The 24,862-nt window shown below is 44.8% G+C and carries 17 protein-coding genes; all 17 read right to left on the reverse strand.

The window, feature by feature from the left end; genetic code table 11:
• Nucleotides 1-165: 165 nt before the first annotated feature.
• Nucleotides 166-981, reverse strand: coding sequence for a hypothetical protein (locus DXB91_RS01545; protein WP_118016660.1), 816 nt, complete (start codon nucleotides 979-981; stop codon nucleotides 166-168).
• 30 nt (nucleotides 982-1,011) lie between these two features.
• A complete protein-coding gene (locus tag DXB91_RS01550; protein WP_118016661.1) occupies nucleotides 1,012-1,758 on the reverse strand; it encodes a hypothetical protein in 747 nt (248 codons plus the stop codon).
• Nucleotides 1,759-1,777: 19 nt separating this feature from the next.
• A complete protein-coding gene (locus DXB91_RS01555) occupies nucleotides 1,778-2,986 on the reverse strand; it encodes a DUF6115 domain-containing protein (RefSeq protein ID WP_117874761.1) in 1,209 nt (402 codons plus the stop codon).
• 38 nt (nucleotides 2,987-3,024) lie between these two features.
• The gene (codY, locus tag DXB91_RS01560; protein ID WP_022216094.1) at nucleotides 3,025-3,789 is read right to left on the reverse strand and encodes a GTP-sensing pleiotropic transcriptional regulator CodY; all 765 of its coding nucleotides are present in this window, start codon (nucleotides 3,787-3,789) and stop codon (nucleotides 3,025-3,027) included.
• A 321-nt stretch (nucleotides 3,790-4,110) separates the two neighbouring features.
• Nucleotides 4,111-6,195, reverse strand: a complete 2,085-nt coding sequence (topA, locus tag DXB91_RS01565; protein ID WP_117549412.1) for a type I DNA topoisomerase — start codon at nucleotides 6,193-6,195, stop codon at nucleotides 4,111-4,113.
• 77 nt (nucleotides 6,196-6,272) lie between these two features.
• On the reverse strand, nucleotides 6,273-7,352 hold the full coding sequence (gene dprA / locus DXB91_RS01570) for a DNA-processing protein DprA (protein ID WP_117548780.1): 1,080 nt from the start codon (nucleotides 7,350-7,352) through the stop codon (nucleotides 6,273-6,275).
• Between the two features lies 1 nt (nucleotide 7,353).
• Nucleotides 7,354-8,886, reverse strand: a complete 1,533-nt coding sequence (locus DXB91_RS01575) for a YifB family Mg chelatase-like AAA ATPase (RefSeq protein ID WP_118016662.1) — start codon at nucleotides 8,884-8,886, stop codon at nucleotides 7,354-7,356.
• Nucleotides 8,887-9,006: 120 nt separating this feature from the next.
• The gene (locus DXB91_RS01580) at nucleotides 9,007-9,897 is read right to left on the reverse strand and encodes an ABC transporter permease (RefSeq protein WP_118016663.1); all 891 of its coding nucleotides are present in this window, start codon (nucleotides 9,895-9,897) and stop codon (nucleotides 9,007-9,009) included.
• Nucleotides 9,875-10,840, reverse strand: a complete 966-nt coding sequence (locus tag DXB91_RS01585) for an ABC transporter ATP-binding protein (protein ID WP_117548777.1) — start codon at nucleotides 10,838-10,840, stop codon at nucleotides 9,875-9,877. Before DXB91_RS01585 ends, DXB91_RS01580 begins: the two co-directional genes overlap by 23 nt.
• The gene (locus DXB91_RS01590; RefSeq protein WP_118016664.1) at nucleotides 10,840-13,149 is read right to left on the reverse strand and encodes a hypothetical protein; all 2,310 of its coding nucleotides are present in this window, start codon (nucleotides 13,147-13,149) and stop codon (nucleotides 10,840-10,842) included. The genes DXB91_RS01585 and DXB91_RS01590 overlap by 1 nt, the downstream gene beginning before the upstream one ends.
• A 180-nt stretch (nucleotides 13,150-13,329) precedes the next feature.
• Nucleotides 13,330-14,289 (reverse strand): TIGR03943 family putative permease subunit, encoded by a 960-nt coding sequence (locus DXB91_RS01595; RefSeq protein WP_015533531.1) that lies wholly within the window; start codon nucleotides 14,287-14,289, stop codon nucleotides 13,330-13,332.
• Between the two features lie 31 nt (nucleotides 14,290-14,320).
• On the reverse strand, nucleotides 14,321-15,448 hold the full coding sequence (locus DXB91_RS01600; protein ID WP_117548775.1) for a CobW family GTP-binding protein: 1,128 nt from the start codon (nucleotides 15,446-15,448) through the stop codon (nucleotides 14,321-14,323).
• A gap of 134 nt (nucleotides 15,449-15,582) precedes the next feature.
• Entirely contained in the window at nucleotides 15,583-16,494 is a 912-nt protein-coding gene (locus DXB91_RS01605; protein WP_117548774.1) for a mechanosensitive ion channel family protein, read from the reverse strand.
• Nucleotides 16,495-16,509: 15 nt separating this feature from the next.
• Nucleotides 16,510-18,393: a GlgB N-terminal domain-containing protein gene (locus DXB91_RS01610; RefSeq protein ID WP_118016665.1), complete on the reverse strand. Its 1,884-nt coding sequence runs from the start codon at nucleotides 18,391-18,393 to the stop codon at nucleotides 16,510-16,512.
• A gap of 19 nt (nucleotides 18,394-18,412) precedes the next feature.
• Entirely contained in the window at nucleotides 18,413-19,648 is a 1,236-nt protein-coding gene (locus tag DXB91_RS01615; RefSeq protein WP_118016800.1) for a DUF1015 domain-containing protein, read from the reverse strand.
• Between the two features lie 41 nt (nucleotides 19,649-19,689).
• Nucleotides 19,690-20,256 (reverse strand): AAA family ATPase, encoded by a 567-nt coding sequence (locus DXB91_RS01620; RefSeq protein ID WP_015533536.1) that lies wholly within the window; start codon nucleotides 20,254-20,256, stop codon nucleotides 19,690-19,692.
• 192 nt (nucleotides 20,257-20,448) lie between these two features.
• Entirely contained in the window at nucleotides 20,449-24,708 is a 4,260-nt protein-coding gene (locus DXB91_RS01625; RefSeq protein ID WP_118016666.1) for an Ig-like domain-containing protein, read from the reverse strand.
• Nucleotides 24,709-24,862: the final 154 nt, after the last annotated feature.

Here is a 24,862-nt window from a genome sequence, read left to right on the forward strand (position 1 = left end):
TTTGGACCACCCGAGCACAGGCACCACGCCAACTATCAACCAGCATGTATATTTGTTATGCGCACTCACGCAATCGACATTGTAACACAAAAAAAAAGTGCATTCAAGCACTTTTTTCTGAAAATATATGTTTTATAAGAAGTATTCTGTCTGCCGGTCCGTGTTCTATTTTGCTCTTGTCCTGATGCTGTTTATTATATATGAAACACTGGCTACAACAAACAGAAGATAACCGACCGCAAGCTCACCCCAGAATGAACTCATAGTATCTGCAGCATCCAGCACATCATACATACTCTTATAACAGTCAAAGAAGCTCACATCATATCCATAATCACTAAATTCCTGATATAATTCCATGCTGACACTCAGTCTCTCTGAAATGTATATCATTCCTATACACAACACTACGCAGATTATTATGCCCTTCAGGTCAAGTTTCTTTCCAAACTTGTTGTACCCCATCATGGCACATATGACCATAACCGCTCCTGATATGCCTGCGATATAACCAAGCTTATACACAACAAGCCAGAGCACAACTCCGACCAGTGATCCAAGAAACGCTCCTACCAGTCCTGCCAGAACATTTGATCCGGAACTCTTTGCTTTTTTCCCCTGTGGATTCATAGTCTCCTGATCGTAGCCCTGGCCATATGGCTGACTCTGTCCATACATCTGGTTCTGTCCATACTGTGGATTCTGACCATACATCTGGTTCTGGCCATACTGATGATTCTGACCGTACTGCTGTCCCGGATAATAGTTGTCCGTCTGTGAGGCAGCTCCACAATCCGGTTCAGCCGGATTGTTATACCGGTACATAGGACTGGTCTCACTGTGAGTTATTCCAAATTCATTCGGTACATACTGCAAGGCTGCCGGATTTGGCGCAAACGGATCCATACTACTACTACCACTACCCGCACTGAAACGCTGTCCCGGATATCCCATCTCCTCATTATTCATATTGTCTCCCATAATTGATTACTCCTCCCTTTTCTCGTATCTTTACTGATTACCTAATAGTATCCATACTATTCCGCCGTTTGTCTCATTTCCGGTAAATGTGTATGTTCCAGGTACAAGACTCTCAGAATATCCCGATCTGAGAAGCCAGTCGTAATACTCATCTGCATCCCTGATGCCTATCTGTCCAAGCAACTGGCATATCTCGTATGCTGATGTGCCGGCTCCAAATGTGATCTCTCCGCCGCCATTGTCATACTTGATGGCACTCGCTTTCACAGCCTCTGTCGCCGCCTCGGTAGTCTTATTTGTGCTGCTTCCTGAACCGGTCTGCGAATTCTTATCCTCTGTATAGCCGTTGTCCTTGGCAGATGGAACTCTCTCTGTCCTATCAGAAAGGCCTCCGTTGTTATCTGTTGTGCCGGTTCCATTTGACTTGTCGGAGCTTCCGGTCGTACCACTGTTGCTTCCGCTGCCGCTCTCTGCATCGCTCTTGCCATTTTCTGACTTGCCTGTCTCTGTTGTAGTCTTATCGGCATTGGCACTCTTTTCCGTGGTTACTTTCTCTGTCGTTGTCTTTTCTGTCGTCTTATCCTCGGTCTTCTTCTCTGTTGTCGTCTCTGTGGAAGAATCCTCTGTGCTCTTATCCTGCTGCTGACTTACGACCGCCGTCTTGCCCTGACCTGAATCAGTTTTTCCGGCATTTCCAAAATTAAACGCAACAGTCATGGTAAGTGCTCCTATCACCAGCCCTGTACCAAGGCCTCTGAAATAACTTTTTTTATACATAGCTTACCTCCCGGACTGATTACTGTTTGTCAGCCTCATTGATCTTGTCTATCATAACCTTAGCCTCTCCAACTCCTATTCCAAGTTTGTTTGCGATCTCCATGATGCTGAGTCCCTTCTTGTGCAGATCTGCAACCTGTGACTCTACATCTGTGCCTTCATCCCATATATCAACAACCTTGTTCTGAGCGGCTTTCTTCTTTTTTCTCTTCTTTGAACGATTGTTTCTAGATCTGGCAGCATTGTTATTCTCAGCGATCGCTGCGGCTGCCTTCTCAGGATTTTCAGCCTCTACCACTGTAAATGCACTGTCTGTTACCGGTGCATTCTCCACACTGACTGCTTTCTCGGCAGCCTCTGCATCTGCAACAGCCTCAGTGCTGCTCTCTGACTCGGTATTCTCTTTCTGCGCTTCACCCTCGGATGTATCCGACTTATAATTGTCAGCGATACCGTCTGTCTTTACGTCATCTGCTGCTTCAGCATCAGCTTTAGTCTCAGCTCCATCTGCTGTCTCTGTCTTATCTGCTGCCTGAGAATCATTTTCTGACTGAGCTTTCTCTGCATCCGGCTCAGTCTTCTCTGATCCGTTATCTGCCTCCGCAGGCTCTGACTCGGAAGTCTCTACAGTCTCAGGCTCATCGTATGTCACAGGCTCTTTCTCGCTGGTGTCATCCGGATCATATGCCTCGTATGCATCCTTAAGGCTCTGGTTGATGTAATCTATCATCTGCTTCTTGGCCTTCTCTGACAACTGTTTCTCACAAGCCTCAAGCTCTGTCTGCATCTTCTTCTTTGCAGCCTCTATACCCTCCTCGTATGCCTTGACTGCATCATCTATCTTCTTCTGGGTATCAGCCTGGGCTGTCTCATTTGCCTTGACTGTGCCGGCTCTGAATTCATCCAGCTCCTTCCTTGTGCTGTCCATGAGCTCACTCATTTCCTTCTTTGAACTCTCTCTCATCTCAGCAAGCTCTTTTTTCGATGACTCCCTGACCTCATCAAGGCCCTTTTTCATGTCTGATTTCACAGCTTCGCCCTGTTTCTTCAGCTCATTCTTCTTCTTCTCTACAAGGCTGTCACAATACTCATCAAGCTTCTTCTCCAGATTCTCCCTGCTCTCATCCATCACAGAATTCTCTGTATTCTCTTTTGGACCGTCAGTAAGGAAAAAGCTTACTATCACTATCGCTACACCTACTATCAATGTCACTATTGCCGGTATCATATATGTCTCTCCTTTTCGATATATTTATAATTCTGTTCTCAGGCATTCTTCAGTTCATCAAACACCACATCATTCAGCACTTTTATGTACGTGCCCTTCATTCCCGATGATCTCGCCTCGATAACACCTGCGCTCTCAAACTTTCTGAGTGCGTTCACTATAACCGATCTTGTTATGCCTACCCTGTCTGCGACCTTGCTTGCCACCAGTATTCCCTCTTCGCCGTCAAGCTCGGAAAAAATGTGTTTGATCGCCTGCAGCTCTGAAAACGACAGAGTGTTGATTGCTGATCTCACTATGGCCAGCTTGCGGTTTTCCTCAGCATTCTCCTCATTGAGCGCCCGCATCATCTCAAGTCCCACAACGGTGGTTCCATATTCGCCAAGAATGATGTCATCTATATCGTACTCAGTCTGAAGTCTGTACAGAAACAGAGTTCCAAGTCTCTCTCCTGCTATATCAATAGGAAGGAGCAGACCATGATACTTGTCTATATCCTTTCCATCAAATCCAAGTGTCGTCAGATTAACATTCTCCTTAGTGGACAGGACGAGAAGAAGACGCTCGTTGAGCATGTTGTCTATGAGACTTCCTACCTTACCCTCAATGAGCTCATGGATCTCCGGAATATCCTCTCTGTTCTTGAGTCCGAGTATCTTGCCCTTCTTGCTTATTACCATCACGTTTGAAGCAAGAATGTCGCTGAGCACATCACAAATGTCATTAAAAACAACCTTATGTGAATTGTTATTGTGCAATAACTTGTTGATTTTTCGTGTTTTATCTAACAATTGTACACTCATAAGTTATCCTCCATTTTTTTATGTAATAAAAAGTATCTTTTGCTCGAAATATTATGACTATTTGTGATTCTACCACAACAAGATTGACATAACAACCATATTTTATGTAAAGTTGTCATAAAAACAAAGATTTAAGAAAGTGTTGATTTTACTGGATTTTTCAGCCACAACATATAGTGGTCAGTCTTTTTTTCGACACAATTTTAATAATTATGACAACCATACACTTCTTTTAATTTTTCTACAATTCAACAAAAAAACAGACAAATTCACTAATTGTCTCCAATTAGGAATCTGTCTGTCACATATCTTATATCTTAATTATTTATCAGCAGTCTCCGCCGCCTTGTTGTTGCAGGTATAACCACACTCCTGATCTGAGCATACCAGCTTATTGCCCTTTACTATCATGTACTTTCCACATTCAGGACATTTCTCATTGCTTGGCATTGCCCATGACATGAAATCACACTCAGGTGCATTGATACATCCATAGTATCTTCTGCCCTTTCTCGTCGTCTTGATGACCACGTCTCCGCCACACTTAGGACAGGTAACACCTATCTTCTCGTAGAACGGCTTTGTAAATCTGCACTCAGGGAATCCAGGACACGCCAGGAATTTGCCGTGAGGACCATACTTGATGACCATGTTTCGTCCGCACACGTCACACACTTCCTCGGACACCTCATCCTCTATCTTGATGGACTCAAGTTCTGCCTCCGCCTTCTTCACCGCCTCGTCGAGATCCGGATAGAAATTGCGGACAACCACTTTCCAGTCCACAGTTCCCTCTCCTATCTTATCGAGAAGGGACTCCATGTTAGCCGTGAAATTCACATCTATGATAACCGGGAACGCCTGCTCCATGCTCTGGTTAACCGCATCACCTATGGCTGTCACATATAACTTCTTCTGTTCCTTCGTTATATATCTTCTCGCAAGTATGGTCGATATGGTTGGAGCATAGGTACTTGGTCTTCCAATTCCAAGCTCCTCCAATGTCTTGACAAGCAATGCCTCTGTATATCTTGCAGGCGGCTGTGTAAAATGCTGTTTCTCCTCAAAGCCGTCAAGCTCCAGCACATCGCCCTCAGCAAGATTGTTGATTCCCGCAACTGTCTCTCCTCTGTCATTGTCCAGATTGTATACAGCAAGGAATCCGTCAAATGCTATCTTTGATGCGGATGTCTGGAATGTCGCATCGCCGCAGCTTACCTTTACACTCTTGACAGAATATACCGCCCCCGCCATCTGGCTTGCAAGGAAACGATTATATATGAGCTGATACAGTCTGAACTGATCCCTTGAGAGCTGTTCCTTTACCATGACCGGTGACAGAGTCACATCTGTAGGTCTGATAGCCTCATGAGCATCCTGTATCTTCTTGTCTGTCTTGGCGCGTCCATTTGAATCGCCAATATATATCTCACCGAAATTGTCCGTTATATATTTGTCAGCAGCAGCAACTGCTTCCTCTGATATTCTAGTGGAATCTGTTCTCAGGTATGTTATGAGACCTATCGTTCCACGGCCCTTGATATCAACTCCCTCATAGAGCTGCTGTGCGATTCTCATCGTCTTGGATGTCGCAAAATTGAGCTTCGATGAAGCCTCCTGCTGCAGCGTACTTGTTGTAAATGGCAGCGGTGCCTTCTTGTTTCTCTCACTCTCTTTTATGGACTTTACAACGTACTCTCCATCTTGAAGACCGCTGAGTATCTCATCGAGTGCCGCTCTGCCTGATATCTCTTCCTTATTCTTACCATCTCCGGTAAACTTGAACGTGATAGGCTTCTTGAGCTTGCCGCCAGTCAGATTCGCGTCCAGTGTCCAGTATTCCTGCGGGATAAAATCATTTATCTCCTTCTCCCTGTCACACACGAGCTTGAGTGCAACAGACTGTACACGTCCGGCAGAAAGACCTCTCTTGATCTTTGCCCAGAGAACCGGGCTGATCTTGTAACCAACAAGTCTGTCGAGCACTCGTCTCGCCTGCTGGGCATCCACAAGGTTCATGTCTATGTCCCTTGCCTGCTTTATAGAATTCTTTACCGCATTCTTTGTGATCTCATTGAACGTAATTCTCTTGTAATCCTTATTCTCCAGCTTAAGTGCTTTCATCAAATGATAGGATATAGCCTCTCCCTCACGGTCCGGGTCAGTTGCGAGATAGATCTTGTCGGCCTTCTTAACCGCTTTTCTCAGAGCGGCAAGGATATCACCTTTACCCCTTATAGTGATATATTTGGGCTCGAAATCATTATCAACGTCTATTCCCATCTGACTCTTTGGCAGATCTCTCACATGGCCATTCGAAGCAATCACCTCATAGTTTGATCCAAGAAACTTTTTTATTGTCTTAGCTTTAGCCGGAGACTCAACAATAACAAGATTTTTTGCCATAGCTATCTGTCCTTTCTGTAGGTTTCCTGTAATTCTTATCATCCCAGAGCATCTTCCGGCAGTGTTCATTTTCATGGTCAGGCTCTGACATAATAATTTCTTACCAACTGTTTTATCAATCTTTTCTGTTCTAATTCATACAATATCTGAGTCACCTCAGACACTGAAATCCCAGTCTCGAAGCATATATCATCTATATGCCTTGATTCCAAACGTACACAACTATACACTTTTTTCTCTGCAGGCGCAAGTAAATTTTTGTTAAACGCCTTTGATTCAGCTCGGTTTATGCCCATTTCATCAAGTATATCCTCCACCTGTGTGACACACACCGCCCCCATTCTGATAAGTCCGTTACAGCCTCTGCTGCCCGAATCCGTGATCCTCCCGGGAACAGCATACACTTCCCGCCCCTGCTCCAGCGCCTGGTCCGCAGTGATCAGAGAACCGCTTTTTTCCCTCGCCTCAACGACGAGCACACCGGACGAAAGTCCACTGATTATCCTGTTCCTGTACGGGAATCTGAAAGCATCCGGTCTTATGTCAAGCCCACATTCCGACAGCACTACTCCGCCGCCATTTCTTATGTCGTGATATATATCATAGTTCTCCCTCGGATACGGAACATTTATACCACTTCCGAGCACAGCCACAGTCTTTCCTCCGGCCTTCATGGCAGCTCTGTGCGCAGCACCATCTATTCCCAGTGCCATTCCACTGACTATAGTAACCCCTGATGCTGCAAGCTCCCCCGACAGCCTGTCGGCAGCTTCCCTTCCGTACACAGAGGCCTTTCTTGCCCCTACCACCGCAACCGCAGGGTCCAGATTCGCCAGCACATCCACATCCCCTGCTGCAAACAGAAGCATAGGGGGATCCGGTATATCATACAGCTTCCCGGGATACAGCTTATGTCCCGGATAAATATATGTAATGTCATTTCTTCGAAGCTCCTCTGCATATGCCGCAACTTTCCCGGCATCCCTGTGTTCAAGGAATCCGTCAGCCTGAGCCTGTGTGAGTTCATCCCGAAGCTGTTCCTCAGAAGTGTTCCACAGTCCTCTTATACCTCCGTATTTCATGGCAACGTTCATCTTCACAGTGTGAGTCATCCTGCTTATCATCCCAAACCAGAGATAAAGTAATTCCTCCGTCATGTCACACACCTCCCTGAATGTCCGCATTTCTGAAGAACACCGCTTCTCTCAGGTGTTTTATCCCGACCTCAGGATCTCCATCGAGATCCGCAATAGTCCTGGCTATCTTGAGTACCCTGTATGCTCCTCTCGCAGTCATATCCATATCGGCAAAACAGTCCTCCATGAAATTCTTTGCCTCGCCGTCAAGCACTACATATTTACTGCATAATGCCGAATCCATCTGGGAATTGAACCGTATATTTTCACCGCTGAACCTTTCACTCTGTATCCTCTGGGCTCTCAGCACACTCTCCCTCATTTCTGCTGAATTCTTCCCTGTCCGGTCACCAAATAACTGTTTGCAGTCCACCTTCCTAACATCCACATTTATATCTATCCTGTCAAGCAGAGGCTTGCTTATCCTGGCATTATAATTTCTGATCTGCCTGACCGTGCATATACACCTGTTCATATCCGGGTACTGTCCGCAGGGGCATGGATTCCTCGCCGCAACCAGCATGAAGTCCGCAGGAAATCTGTATATTCCACCAAGCCTTGATATACTGACCTCACCGTCCTCAAGGGGCTGTCTCATGACCTCGAGCACGTTCCGGTTAAACTCCGGCAGCTCATCGAGAAACAGCACACCACCGTGTGCAAGACTGATCTCTCCCGGTCTCGGATTATGCCCGCCGCCGGACAGGGCATGCAGGGATATCGTATGATGAGGTGCCCGGAATGGACGGCGGTTTATTATATGACAGGATTCATCCAGAAGTCCCGCCACACTGTACACCTTCGTTATCTCTATACTCTCCTCAAGGCTGAGTCTCGGAAGTATCGTCGGGATACGTCTGGCTATCATGGATTTGCCTGCCCCGGCGGGGCCTGTCATGAGTATGTTGTGCATTCCCGCCGCGGCTATCTCCACTCCACGTTTAAGGGATTCATGCCCCATTACCTCAGAGAAATCCACTTCAGCTTCATCCCCTGACGTATCCAGCATGGCTTCTACATCAACATATTCAGGCTCTATGGTCTGTATACCACTCAAGTGATCGACCAGCTCTCCTATACTTGTGACCGGTATAACAGTCATCCCACGTATAATGGCGGCCTCCCTGGAATTCCCCGCCGGCACTATACAGCTCCTCACACCTTCGCTGTACGCAGAGTGAACTATGGACAGCACACCGCTCACCGTATTCACATGTCCGTCAAGCCCCAGCTCTCCAAGGATAAGTATGTTCTTTATATTGTCTGTTGGAATAACGCCCATGGACGCCAGCATACCCGCTGCGATGGGCAGATCGTAGGCAGTGCCTTCCTTTCTGATATCCGCCGGAAAGAGATTGATCGTTATTCTCTTCGGAGGAATGTTGAAACCGGAATTGCGCAGTGCAGTCCGGACCCGTTCTCCTGCTTCCTTCACGCAGGAGGACAGGTATCCGACCATATTCATAACGGGAAGCCCATCGTGTATATCCGTCTCCACTGATATGAGCGTCCCGTCGATTCCCTGTACAAGTCCACTTAATACTTTACTATACATAAGCAAGTGCTCCTTCCCGCTCTGCCGAGCAGCCTCTCCATCGGAGCACATATTACACTAAAAAGGATATCCCATAATCAAACACAAGTCAAACTCCATTTTGTATACCTGTTTGGAATATCATATCCTTGACTTTTTCCTTTTTCTGCTGCCCTTAATCAGCTTCACCGAAGCCACCTTAAGCAACACAAATGATGCTGCGAGATTCACACACACTGAGATCACGGCCATATGATCCACCACGAAATTCGTGTATTTACCGTATCCCGTCATGGTTTCCACCACAGATTCATCCTCGAGCAATCTGACGAAATTTTCTGCTATCCATATGGCAGGATTGACTGCATAGCACACTGCCTTTCCCATCATATAAGCAGCATAACTGCTTCTTGAACCGTCCGACATATACATCATGGATTCAAAAACTTTTCCTATCGCATATGATAAAAACACAACAGCCGCTATAGTCACTATGGTTGATATGGCCGCCGACACAGAAGTTCTCTTCACGCAGGAGTAAAATATTCCGATACTACCAACGTATATATCTATAAAGAGAACCATTCCAAGGTATTTGAACAGTTCGTCCCAGCCCATTCCTCCAACTATGAATGCAACCGCCATAAACGGAAGAGTTGCTATGACATACATTGCCGTGGTGGCAACTGCCGACAGGAGCTTTCCGGCAACTATCGATATAGGTCTTACCGGAGTCGTCAGCATGATCTCAAGCGTCTGTCTCTCCCTCTCACCGGATATCGAGGTGGATGTGATTATCGGAACTATGAGTCCTATTATGCACAGCTCACACACCGCAAGCACAGGAAACATCTGTGCAATATTTGAATAATATACCTGATATGCTGAGCCTCTGCTCGTCATGAAGAGCATTCCGACAACCAGCGCAAACAGGCAGTTGATGACTGTTATCGTCACGACCATTCTGGCACTTCTCGCATTTACCAGAATATCCTTCTTCAATATGGGATTAATAATTGTTCTTCGCGCCACGATTCTCACCTCCCGTAATCTTAAGGAACAGGGATTCCAGATCTTCCTTCTCCCTGAAAAACTGATGAACGTGCACACCGTTGTCCACAAGACTTCTAAGAAGCTCGGCGTCAGACTCCCTCGTGCCTGAATAATAGACAAGAATTTCTCCATCTTGTATACTTATGCGATCCACATTGAATCTTTCCTTCACAATGACAGATATCCTGTTGGCTGAGGCCTCCGCATCAAGTCCCAACATATATCCCTTTATCCTTACAGGAGGCATGTTCTTATCACCATTTACAATCTCATCCACGCTTCCGCTGGCCACTATCTTTCCGTGGTCTATGACACCTATACTCGTACACATCTCTGAAAGCTCCGGCAGAATATGCGAGCTTATCACGATGGTCTTGCCCATCTCCTTCAGATCACGCAGTATATTCTTCATATCATGTCTTGACCTTGGATCCAGACCCGAACTCGGCTCATCGAGCACCAGAAGCTCGGGATCATGTATGAGCGCTCTTGCTACACAAAGTCTCTGCTTCATACCTCTTGAAAGGCTGTCGACGAACTCGTCCTTTTTATCCTGAATGGCGACAAGCTCCAGATATTTATCTGCGACCTTCTCCACTTCCCGCTTGCTCATGCCGTACATGGAGCCATAAAAATCCATGTACTCCATGACCTTCAGATTGTCGTACACACCGAAAAAGTCAGGAACATATCCTATCTTCCGTTTCACATCCGCAGGTCTGCCAAGTGCGTCTACACCGTCTATGGTGACCTTTCCCGATGTGGCTTTAAGGAGTCCGCACATGATCCTCATGGTTGTCGTCTTACCGGCACCATTTGGTCCGACAAATCCGAATATCTCGCCCTTATCAATATGAAGGTTCATATGATCGAGCGCAACAAACTTTCCATATCTCTTGGTGAGTTCTTCTATATCAACCATTACCGGACACCTCCCCTCGCACTGATATGTGGAAGGTAACTGTCCACATAATAATCTCCCTGCTGAGGAGATATAAATCTCATAGCCAGGCATCCGTCCGACATATATTTGTCAAGTTCCTGCCCCTTTATGATCGTCTGTCCATCGGCAAATACCGTGTCATATTCGTCGGTCTCTCTGTTGAGCATCTGCACTACGACCTTGTTCTTGCCGCTTCCCGCCTGGGTCTTATCGTATATCAGTTCCGTTATATCATCATTCTTGCCAAATCTGATGTTAACGTCCACGGTTTCAGAATACATCAACAGATCGTCATCACCATAATCTGATCCGCCGATTCCATTCTCATCCCTGTCATAAATGCTGTAATAATAAACTCCATCCACATCCTCATATTTAAGGGTATCTATGTCGTATACCATATAGCTGCCATAATTTTCCGTATCGGCATCACTCATCATATCCGGATCCCGCTGTATGGTTCCCCACACAGCCACAACGCCGTCATCTGCAGCGAGTCTACTGTACTGGGCAAGCCGGAGCTGCATGTAATAATTTCCGGACCATTCCGCCGACGATTCATCATCTCCGAAATAATCCTCACCATACTTCTTCGTGTAATATGATCTCATTCCGTCAAGTATGGAGCCGCCGTCAAATTTGTGGGTATTCTTCCTGCTTATCCGTATGGTATCTCCCGCTCTCAGGACATCAGCAACGTAATAATATCCCTCGGACATGACCACAAGATTCTCCACATCGTACGAGGTGTCATTTGTCAATGTTCCCTCAAAGCCATCTGTATATAATGTCAAATTCTTCCGAATCCTTCCAATATCGTTGCTTCCAGCAAAGCTTGCATTAGCTGATATAGTGCCAAATGAACGATTGCTGTAATAATTCAGTGTAACGCCATCTTTTCCATCATTTTTTACCGCATTGAGATTGTCATAAAAGCTGGATTCCATGGAATTATCCACCTCGATGTTGGAATATTTGCTGTTGATGTCTATCTTGTATTGTCCAGATTTTCCGCCTATTATATATGAATATGCGTTCTCCCGCTTGGTATCACCGCTTATATCCGCAGCCACAAATGTAAGTCCGATAGGCTTTGTAACTCTGTACTTGAGACTTACCATATATATGGCGCATGTACCGATAATTGCACATACCGGGATAACTCCCCATATGAGCTCCTTCTTTTTGAGCCTGCTGAGGACGATGTACGCCACAGGGCCACACACAATGATATATATGATCAGCACGATCATAATGACAACAGGTGACGGGGTCTTTCTCTTGTTTGCTGCATTTGCCACATCATATCCATAATATGTGCCTCCATAATACCAGCCTCCATCGATCCAGTTATGTGTCATATCCGTAAAGCCCGCCTCCAGAGCATCCTGCGCCTGGGCAGTCTTATCCTTCTCATCAGTCTGTGCAAGTGAATATGGGAGCACCACGATCCTGCCATGTCCCATATTCAGATAGTACCCATCTGAGCCGTCCAGCTCATGTACCTTTTGTGTGTCATTAACAGCGGAGACAAAGTCCCCGTCAAAGCTGCTGAGTTCATTTTCACCTGACGATTTTGCCAGTATCATAGCTCCACCACTGTACACCCATTGTTTTATGGCAGCACTCTGCTTCTCTGACAAGCCCGACAGATCATAATCATCCACCAACAGATACTCTATAGCCTCCATTCCCTCCTCGGACTCAGGAATATCTGAAGGTGACAATGCAACCGTCTCTACCTTTGCATTATCATACACATTGTCCATGGAGACATCCTCTATATAAGACATGGCATCCTGTCTGTCACTAATCACTCCCACTGCGGCTACCATATCATTGCCCTCTATACTCAGCGAATCCCGCTCTGAGTACACCAGCACTCCGTCACTGTCCTTGATCTCAACCTTTGCTATACCGGAGCCCATATTATCGACACAGAATTCCAGCTCTGTATTTTCTCCTGCCTTTAATTCCACATCTCTGGCATATGTCATATTCTTCGTGCCAAAGCCTTCGGAATAGCTCGTCTGTACAGACACATTTCCCGCAAAATCTGTGTCACACACAATATCCAGCCTGATAACACTGCCTCTGTCATTTACCGCATATCCATTGAGTCCATACTTTAGCTGTATATCAAAATCAGGGTTATTTTCAATTATCCTCTGTTCAACCCGTCCATATGCACTATCTGTGTTCGTTTCCGCCATAGCTGGACAGATCATACCTCCAAGCAGCATAAGTGCAACCGCACCGCCACACGCAAGTTTCGCCGATCTGATCATAAGTCTTTCCTTCCAATTTGACTTTATTTTTTACACTAAACTTATAATAAATTCTGCCGGTAAATAACGCAACTTACACTTTCGTAAGGACACGTCAAAGCTCTTCCGGCATTCCCCGTCCGCGCAAAAAAAGCTCCCCGGATACATCAAATATCATGTATTCAGGGAGCTGCTCAACTCTTAACTGAAATATACTACCTCTTCATCAGGTGCACTTGTGAGTGTGACCTTCTCTGCTGTGAGAACAGGTCCTTCACCTTCAAAATCTGGGTAATACTCGTAGCCTATCTTGGCTGTGACATCAACCCACTGTCTGTCCACAAGATTCTTAGCACCCTGATAATAGCACTTGAATCCGACAAACTGGATATCCTCAACACAGCATGTCATGGCGAATCTTCCAGGAACAAATGCATTGCTGCCGTACTGCTTTGGTCTAAATACCATGGCCTTGAAGTGGATCTTCTTGCCGTCGTATCTCTCTTTCATGTCAGATGCATCCACATACCAGATACCGAAATCGTCATCCGGCAGTTCTATCACATCTGCGCTCACATCGTATGGCAGATCCTCAGGTTCATTTGTCTCAGGTGCAATGGAGCCATCTTTCATCTCAAAGATGATCTGTGCTCTTCTGTTCACCGCCTTGATGGATCTTCTCCACTCAGGTATCTTGGAATTCTCATCACACCTGTTGAAGATTACCATGTCCGCACTGTTGAACTGCTCAACCATGGTTGCCTTCATGTTCTGTGAATACACATCGTATGTCTCCGCATTCACAAATGAGATGACCTGGACAACTGTCCATCCCTTTGGAACCCTTATCTCAAATATCTTATCGAGCTTCCACATACCATTGTACTCGATCATGACCTGTTCCGGATTGTATTTGTCCTGAAGGTCAAGGAGATGGTCTGTGGTGAGCTGATCTTCCTCTATGAACTCTGTATATATATTAGCCTTCTTCAGAGCCTCAAGATCGTACTCCTCCTCTCCGTCCTCGCAGACGAGAAGAAGGGTCTTGGCTCCACCCGTAAAGCCTCTGTCCATCAGGGTCTCCTTGGCAAATGTTGTCTTGCCACTCTCAAGGAATCCCATGAACACATATACAGGTATCTCTTTATTCTGACGTCCCATCATATTAACTCCTTATCATAGAACAACCTGCTTAAACCTCGAACAATTCTGCAAGGTCGTCCTCCTTAAGCTTGCTTCCTATTACGCAAAGCTTACCAGTGATGTCAGCCTTGCCCTTTCTGATCTCGAACTCGCCTGGTACAAGATCAAAGTACAGCCACTCACCTGCATCGCTAGGAACGATACCCTTTGCTCTGAGGATAACACCGTACTTCTCTGTGTCAGCCAGAGTGTCAAGGATCTCTCTGAGCTTGTCCTCATTGTACTTGTGAGGAGTCTCCTTGCCCCAGCTTGTAAATACCTCATCTGCGTGATGATGGTGGTGATCATGGTCATGGCAGCCACATGTACACTCATCGCCATGGTCGTGATCATGATGATGATCGTGGTCATCGTGATCGTGGTGATGCTCGTGCTCATCGTGGTCGTGATGATGCTCATGGTCGTCATCATGGTCGTGATGATGGTCATGGTCGTGACAGCCACATGTGCACTCATCACCGTGGTCGTGGTCATGATCATGTCCCTTCTTAGCCTCATCCATCATTGTCTCCTCAAGAGACTTGTAGTTCTGCATAGCCTCTCTGATGGCTGCTCCATCGATCTCATCCCATGGAGTTGTGATGATGGTTGCATGATCGTTCTTCTCTCTGATCATGGCTACAGCCTTCTCGATCTTATCCTGTGTGGTTGTCTGTGTTCTGCTCAGGATGATAGTGTTGGCACTCTCGATCTGGTTATTGAAGAACTCACCGAAGTTCTTCATATATATCTTAACCTTTGACACATCGGCAACTGTTGTGTAGCTGTCGAGCTCAACATCAAGATTGCCTGATACATCCTTTACTGCCTTGATAACATCAGACAGCTTACCAACTCCTGACGGCTCAATGATGATCCTGTCAGGCGTGTAATCTGTGATAACCTGCTTGAGTGCAGTACCGAAATCTCCGACCAGTGAACAACAGATACAACCTGAGTTCATCTCTGTGATCTGAACGCCGGCATCCTTCAGGAAACCGCCATCGATTCCTATCTCACCAAACTCGTTCTCTATGAGAACCAGCTTCTCGCCCTTAAATGCCTGCTCAATAAGTTTCTTGATCAACGTTGTCTTACCGGCCCCAAGGAAGCCTGAGATAATATCAATCTTTGTCATATCAATCACTCCTTAAACAAATTTATATTAAGACTGTGCAGTAAATACACAGTCTTTGATACCTACATCCACATGATTATACTCGATTGCCTTTATTTTTGCAAGAAATCAAGCATTTTATGTGTGTTAATGAACTATTGTCTCATGTGCACATCCACCTGATTGAACGGAATCTCTATGCCGTTCTCATCAAATGCCTTCTTGAGCTTCCACATGGCATCCCACTTGGCATCGAAAAACTTCTCTATCGTCGCATAGAACTTCACATACATATTGATACCGCTGTCAGCAAATTCATCTATATAGAAGAGAACCTGCTCATCCTTAAGGAAACCGTCAACATCCTTTATGGTCTCAAGTGTGACTCTCTTGACCTTCTCCATATCGGAGTCATACGCAACGGAAAATGGTATCTCCACTCTCCTCATATCGTGCTCAGTCACATTCACAAGGGATGTATTGGATATGTTGCCATTCGGTATGACGACTGATTTGTTGTCGAGGGTTATAAGTCTTGTATAGAATATATCTATGGACACTACTGTTCCCTCACAGTGGGTATTGTTCTCCACTATATAATCTCCGACCCTGAATGGCTTCAGTATGAGTATCAGCAGCCCGCCCGCAAGATTTGACAGACTTCCCTGGAGTGCAAGTCCAAGGGTAACGCCTGCTGTACCGAGTATGGTTATGAATGATGTGATCTGAAATCCCACGATACTCGCCGCAGTGAGCACGATCAAAACATTCATGACGATCTTGACCGCCGATATGAAAAATCCTGCAACACTCGGATCAAGCTTTGATCTCTCGAAGCTCTTCCTGAGTATCTTGAGCAGAAGTTTCACCAGCTTGAAGCAGACAACCATGAATATGACCGCCACTACTATACTGCCCAGCTTGGACATGCACCAGTCTGTAAGCTTCTGGATATATTGTCCTATGATGCTCACCTGATCCGTTGCCTCCTTCACAGCATCCCCGACCACACTCTCTGTGGTCGCAGTATCAGCCGCCATGTTATACAGATCACCAATCAATAGCATAAATGTCTATTCCTCCTATTTTACATGGGCAAACACTGCAAATGACAGTGCAGGAGCACTCACTTCTATCACGCCATCCGCCGCAGTCTCATATCCTTTGTTATTGTTGCCCTCGCCTCCGTATTTTAGGTTATCACTTGAGAAGATCTCTCTGTACTTTCCATCCGTCTCAACCGGAAGCTTATATCCTGTCACATTTTTAAGTCCGAAGTTGCAGACAATATACACATCATCTGCGACATCCAAACCATGTCTTACAAATGATATTACCTGTCCCTTCTCCTGTATATCAAGTGCACTGCCGGCAAGGTCCCTGCCATCACCGCACAGAGCATTCTTTGTATCGTATAATTTGTTGAGTTCCTTTATATATTTCTGAAAATAGCTGTTTGCATCGAACTCAAGAACCGACCAGTCGATCTGGGTTCTTCCGTCAAACCCGGCAAATCCGCCTAATTCCTGTCCCATAAACGTCAGCTTTCTTCCCGGTAGTGACATGGTGAGACCAAACAGAAGTCTGAGATCAGCATACTTGTCCTCATAGCCACCCGACATCTTGGATGCGTAACTTCCACGCTCATATGCAACCTCATCATGGCTGAGCGCCCATACGGTATCATCCTTCTCATCAAATGGTATACCACATGTATAATCCGTAAAGCTTCCTCTGTTCACAGGAGGTATCATCATGAAATCTGTCACTCTGGACACAGCCTCATTATTCCACCTGAGATCTGTCATAACATCATCACCTGCAGTACCGAGGTTTGTTCTCAGCGCTCTGATAAGCTCCTCATCCTCCAGCCTTACTCCGTCCAGATGATATGTATCTATCCAATATGCGATACAATCCACATCCCTCACAGATACCATATCCATGATAACGCCTATCCCCTTGCTGTGGAAATGATCGACCATGGCCATGAACTCCGTAGGTGATCCAAATCTCGATGTCGGAGCGAACATTCCCACGGTATCATAACCCCAGCCATTGTCATCTCTATATTCCATAAGTGGCATAAACTGTATGTAGTTGTATCCCATATTCTTCACGTACATGGCAGCCTCTTTGCCAAATTCGAGATAGTTAAGAGGATATCCATCTGAGTTTCTCTTCCATGTCGGCATGTGGACCTCATATATATTTACCGGGGCAGATACACTGCCTCTCTTCTTCATATATGAAGAGTCTGACCAGCTATACTCAAGCTTTGCAAGTACCGACGCATTTCCCGGTGCCACCTCATAAACCTCAGCGTAAGGGTCTGCAAATATATCTGTATTTCCATCTCTGTATAATGCCTCGAATTTGTATCTGGTATTCATGAGATCGCCCGGAATGAACAGCTCAAACATATCAGTGTAGTCAATCCTTCTCATAGGATTCACGCGTCCATCCCATCCGTTGAAATCTCCTACCACACTGACCCTGGTTGCCCCCGGCATATTCATGCAGAACGATACACCCTGTACACCATCGAGCGTGATCTGTCTTGCTCCAAACAGATCCTTTACATGGAAATCCGACAATATTCCATCGTCTCCATTTACCACCTTCATGACATTGACCGGATCCACGCTGTATCCGAATGAATACGGATCATAGAATTCAGCCGCCTGCTCGCCTTCTGTTATGAGCTTATATGCAAATGCCCCGCTATCCTCGATCTTCACTGTAAAAAATCCCTGTGAACCTATCTCGGTCATAGGATATTTAAATATCGGCTCGCCCGTTTCTTCATTTATCCTGAGAACAAACGCAGCCGTAGCCCTCGGAAGGTATGCATTTACATAGCAGTCATTAAGACACTGGTGCATACCAAGAATATGATGAGGGTTGCCATGCGTACCCCTTGTTATCGCTGCAACCTCATCTGATTTCAATACAAATATCTCCATAAAACCCCTTCTCCTAATGTTAGTCTATCTTGTGTATAAATATTCCGCTTCTGAGCTTTGGCTCAAACCACGTTGACTTTGGAGGCATGAGAAGTCCCGCATCTGCAATGTCGAACAGTTCAGTGATGGATGTCGGATACATCGAGAATGCAACCGCCATTCCTCCATTCACCAGACGCTCAAGCTCTGCAAGTCCTCTGATTCCACCTACGAACATGATCCTCTGATCAGTTCTCGGATCCTGTATTCCAAGTATCGGTGCAAGCACATTGTCCTGAAGTACCGATACGTCAAGTCTGCCCACGACATCATCCGGAACAATACCTTCTCTGACATCCAGTCTGTACCAGCTTCCATCCATGTACATTCCCACCTGTCCTTTGACCTGTGGTTCCACCGGAACATCACTGGCTGTCACATCAAATATCTTTGAAACCTCATCCATGAATTCCTGCTTGTCATGTCCGTTGAGATCCTTTACCACTCTGTTGTACGGCATGATCATAAGCTGGTCATGAGGGAAAAGTACAGAGAGGAAATAATTGAATTCCTCATCCCCGGTATATCCCGGATTCTTCTCTCTCATATGGATTCCCGCCTTGACGGCCGATGCCGCCCTGTGGTGTCCATCCGCTATATAGATATCGTCCACTCCTTCAAATGCAGCTCTGATGGTGTCTATATCTTCCTGGCCATCTATTATCCATACGTTGTGAGTGATCCCGTCAGGTGATGTGAAGCCGTACAACTTATCACCCTTCTTCACTCTATCGATGATCTCGTCAACCTTATCTATCTCTCTGTACGCAAGGAATATAGGTCCCGTCTGCGCTCCGCATGCCTCGACATGCTTTATTCTGTCTATCTCCTTGTCCTCTCTGGTATTCTCATGCTTCTTGATGACTCCATTCATATAGTCATCTATAGAAGAACATGCCACGAGTCCTGTCTGATGCCGGCCATCCATGATAAGCTCATAAATATAATAGACTGGTCTGCGCTCCATGATATATGTTCCATCATCTATCATGCCCTGAAGCAGCTGACCAGCCTTATCATATACACATGGAGCATATGTATCCACATCTGGTCCAAAGGATGTCTCTGCTCTGTCCACTTTCAAAAATGATAATGGTTCGCGCTTGACCTCTATCTCTGCTTCCTGACGGTTATACACATCGTATGGCAAGGCAGCTACTCTGCCTGCAACATCTGGTCTCGGTCTATAGGCTCTAAAACTTCTGATTGTTGCCATATTCTCTACTCCTGTCATAAATATTTTATTGTATGTGCCAATTAACCTCTTACAGCCTTGACAACCTTCTTGATTGAATCCTCATATTCCTCCTCTGATGAGTTCTCGAAAATGAAGAGATCCTTGATGTTTGTAGGCGGATTGAAGTTCTGGCTGTTGATGTACTCATCCCAGTGCTCAAGCTTCCATGTATCTCTGTCTGAAGCTCTCTTGATCATTCTCTCATGACATACATCTTTTCTTGTATTTACCCAGATAACGAAGAGCTCTGCATCTTTCTCTGCAAGCTTAGCGCGAAGATTGTCAAGATACTCATCATCTCTGATCTCCTCTGTGAACGGAGCATTGATGAGAACTGTATCATTGTAATCCAATGCCTCAAATGCAAGATCCAGCACACAGTAATACTCGTAATCTCTGATCTCCTTCTGGAAGAAGTCTGATGAACGGTTGTACTCCTGTCCGGCAACCACAAATATCTGCTTTGAAAGCACGATAAGTGTATCCTTGTCAAGGTATACACAATTGTGAAGTGCCTTTGCAACCTGCTTTGAAATAAATGTCTTTCCACATGCTGGTGGTGATGTAACTAAAATAAGCTTCTTCATATCTATAAATGCCTCCATGTAAATGAAATCAATTTTTCTAATAGTTTATCACAATTGCTATTTGCTTACAACATTTTTTAACGTTAAATAAAAATAAAGAACAGCAAAGAACAATATACGTAAAAAACCGTCAGACCTGTTTTGCAGGCCTGACGGTTAAGATCATATATTCCAACTATATGTTGTTATATTTTATTTTACTATGATTGTACACTTTGCGTACTTACCACTGCCATCCTTAGCCTTACATTTAATTACCACACGGCCCTTCTTCTTACCTACTACTGTTCCACTTGTTGTTACGGTAGCTATCTTCTTATTTGAGGAAACCCAGGTAACTGCCTTGTTGTTTGCAGTTGCAGGACCTACTGTTGCCCTGAGTGTTATCTTTCCCTTTCTCTTTATGGTTGCTGTCTTCTTGTTTAACTTGATCGAAGAAACCATAATAACTGAATTGATTGTACACTTGGCAGTAATATTGCTTCCGTCCTTTGATTTACATGTGATAACTGCCGAACCCTTTCTAACAGCCTTGACAACTCCTGTTGACGAAACTGTTGCAACCTTGGTGTTCGATGATGACCATGTAACCGCCTTATTGTTTGCCGCTGCAGGACCTACAGTTGCCTTGAGTGTGAATGTCGCACCCTTCTTGATAGTCTTGTTTGTTGCATTGAGCTTGATGGATGTTACAGGCTGTGAAACCGTAACAGTACACTTTGCAAGCTTGCCGCTTCCATCCTTAGCCTTACATGTGATAACTGCTGTTCCCTTTGATACTGCTGTGATAGTACCATTGTTTACAGTTGCTACCTTGCTGTTAGAAGTTGTCCACTCAACATTTCTGTTATTTGCGTTAGCAGGAGCTACAGTCGATGTTATTCTGCCCTGTTTACCCACAAACAGATTCAGTTTTGTCTGATTAAGTTTTATTCCTGTAACCGGCTGGTTAACTGTAAGTCTGAGAGTTGCCTTGGCCTTTCTTCCTTCAATGCCTTCGACAGCCTCGCATGTGATTGTCGCTGTACCACGGGATTTTGCTGTTACCTCTCCATTCTGATCTACAGATGCTACTGCTTCACTCGAGCTTGTCCACTTCAGCTCTGTTTTTGAAGCATTCTCCGGATTGAGAGTCACATTCGGGGTAAACTTATCACCTACATTCACAGTCTTAGTGCTCTCACCCAATACTATTGATGATATCTGCTGGACTACTGTAACTTCACATGTTTTTGATACTCCACTGCCATCTCTAGCTGTACATGTTATGTTTGTTGTTCCAGCTTTGACACCTGTTATATTTCCATTTGATACAGTTGCTATATCAGGGTTCTCCGACTGCCAGATAACATTCTTGTAATCCGCATTCTCCGGAAGCACGGTCTGCTTAACAGTATCTCTCTGTCCTACATACAGAGTAAGGCTTTCTTTGTCTAAATCTATCGAACCAACATACCTCTTTACTGTAAGTGTGAACGAATTGGTCTTCTCACTTCCATCCACTGCTGTTGCAGTGATTGTTGTCTGTCCTCTTTCGAGTGCAGTTATGAGACCATCCTGGTCTATAGTTGCAACATTTTCATCTGATGATGTCCAGATGACTTCCTGATTCGATGCAGTTGCAGGGGATGCAGTGCTTGTTACCTGCAGTGTATCACCAGCATATATTGTTGTCTTGTCTCTGTTTATTCTAAGGCTTGTAACTCTCTGCTTTACTGTAATGTTGCAATCCACATACTCATCATCTGAAATTGAAAATCTGATAACAGCAGTTCCTGCTGATCTGGCAGTAACTGTAGCCTTTGTCTTATCTGTTGAACTATATGACACCGAAGCAACGTTTGTATCTGACGATGTCCACTTCAAATTCTTGTAAATACTTGCATCATCCGCATCGATAACAGCCTCAAGTGATACTGTTCTGCTTTCCGTATCTGCTCCGAGCAGCAATTCTGCACTGTTCATATTGAGAGTCAAACCTTTTACAGGCGGCTGTACAGTCACATGACACTTGCCGTACACCTGCTCAGTATCAACAGATGTACATATGATATCAGCTTCTCCCGGATTGACTGCCTTCACATTTCCCTCGGCATCGACCGTAGCAATGCTCTCATTTGATGATGACCATACAACGCTCTGCTCCACTGCAGTATTTGGAGAAACCGTAGCAACGAGATTACTGCTTCCACCTGCAATGATCGTCATTCTAGACTGTGAAAGTGTCACGCTGTTTACTCTCTGTTCAACATTTACCTGAATTACTGTCTCTACATCAGGATTATCAGTTGATGTAAAATGAAGGAATGCGATTCCTGCACCTCTTGTTGTTATAGTCTTACTTGATGTATTAAACGACAAAACCTTATTGTTTTCTTTGCCATACGCATCAGTCACCTTACAAGTGAATCCTGATATCTCTTTGGACGCAAGACCATCCTCGGTAACACACTTTACATCCAGCTTCTTAGAGCCATTTCTTGGATATGTTCCACAGTCCATGTTGATGACTGCGCCATTCTCGTATGTTATCTGGTTGCCTGCATCATCCTTCTCGTTCTGATCTACAAGATAAAGTCCGGTAACAGGCTTGTGACACTCCATATTCACATATCCTATAGCACGATCATTCAGCAGAATGTTAATCTGAGCTGTTCCCGCCGAAACACAGGTCAGTTCTCCTGTCTCCCTGTCTATCTGTGCAACTCTTTCATTTGACGAACTCCATGTTATGTTCTTGTGTGGATTCTTTTCGTCATCCGTAGCTGTAAGTGTAGTCGTATCACCAACTCTGAAGCTGAGTGTAGAACTGTCTGACTTTACAACATTTCCATCAGTTGTATACCATACTGTGACCTTGAGCGGGTTAAGAATGTTGAGTGTGAACTTGACCTTCCCCATTCCTGCTCCTGTATAGTAATTGTATGTAATCTTCTCCGCATCCGGCTCCGCTGTAAATATATATCCATCAAGCTGTCCTCCAGTCACGGATGACGCCTCATTGCTGGCATCTATGCCCTGTATTCCTGCGTATCCTGTAGTATTCCTGTTTCGTTTATGAATTTCAACCCCATTATCATCCGTTAAAGGCTTGCCGTTGTTATCTACAGCAACAGGAAGTTCATAGTCATACCACGCCTTATGCAAACCATAGACTTTTGAAAAATCGCTAAAATCATAATCATAGTTCGTAGTATCAAGTGTTATATCCCTGCTATTCCCACTGCAACTGAACACACCATCATCGCCATAAAGTTTAGGACACACTGATATATCTATGGCCACAAGATTGTTGTTGTCAATCTCAAGTTCTTTAAGGTCAGGATGACCATCAAGCTTTATACCCTGGATATTATTGTCTGAAATATAAAGCTTCTCCAATAAACTGTTTGATGCTATATCAAGCTCTGCAAGAGAATTTGATGATGCGTCAAGATTAACCAGATTGGTGAGAGTAGATACATCAAGCTTATTTATGCCAGTATCCTTGACATAAAGCTCTCTAAGTGCTGTATTCGCAGTAAAATCCACCGCACCCAGAACATTGCTGCTGACATCAAGGTAGCTAAGACTTGTGTTCTTTGACACATCTATTGATGTAAGTCTCGTGTTAGAACAATCAAGTGTTGTAAGCGCCGGGGTATTGTCTATGTTCACCTCAGCCACATAGCTATTTGAACAATCAAGCGAACCAAGGACTATATCACCGGATACGTCAAGCTTGGTAATTGACGAACGAACAACAACTCCACTGTCGCTCTTTGCTCCAGCACAATAAAGATTCTTAAGCTTCTCATGACCTGACACATCAAGGACAGGCAGTGAACGCATGCTGTCACAATAAAGTGTTGTAAGCTCCATGTTTGAGCCAAGATCAAGTGTTGATATGGTGGTTCCACTTACGCCAAGCACCTTAAGCCCCTTCATATTGCTGACATCTATCGATGAAAGGTTTGTTGAATTGGCATTGAGCAGTACAAGATTATTGTAATCAGCCAGAGATGTAAGGCTTGTGATCTTGTTTCCACTTATATCAAGATATGTAAGTTTCTCTGCACTTACCGGCAATGTCAGACTGTCTATTCTGTTACTTGAGACATCTATATATTCAAGATTCTCAAGATTCTCTATATCAAGATTCCTTATAGACTGCTCATTACAATCCAGCTTTGACAGATTGGTGAACAATTCTACGCCATTCAAACTTGATATAGCAGGAGAACACTTCGAAACATCTATAGATGTTACATTCGAGATCTCCGCATCTGACAGATAACCATTACTGTCTGTATCGAAATTACTCGACACATAGCTTCTAAACGACGAATCCGTAAACGTGTCAGCTATGGATACGCCATCATCCGCTGCATAAACCGGGCCAACACTGGCCAGTGACTGGACAATCATCGCTGCACTCACAGCCGCTGCCAGCCATCTCTTCCCTTTTCTCATAAAATACCTCCCTTAGTAATTCATGGTTTATTTACAATTAATCTAATTTTAGTATACCTGTTTGTGCAATGTCAACATAATGTTATCAATAATACTGCATAATATAACGCCATGCAAAACAAAAAAATTGCCGGAACATGTTCAATTCATAGCA

Origin of the sequence: Coprococcus sp. OM06-34AC (assembly GCF_003462545.1) — a bacterium.
GTDB lineage: Bacteria > Bacillota > Clostridia > Lachnospirales > Lachnospiraceae > Coprococcus > Coprococcus aceti.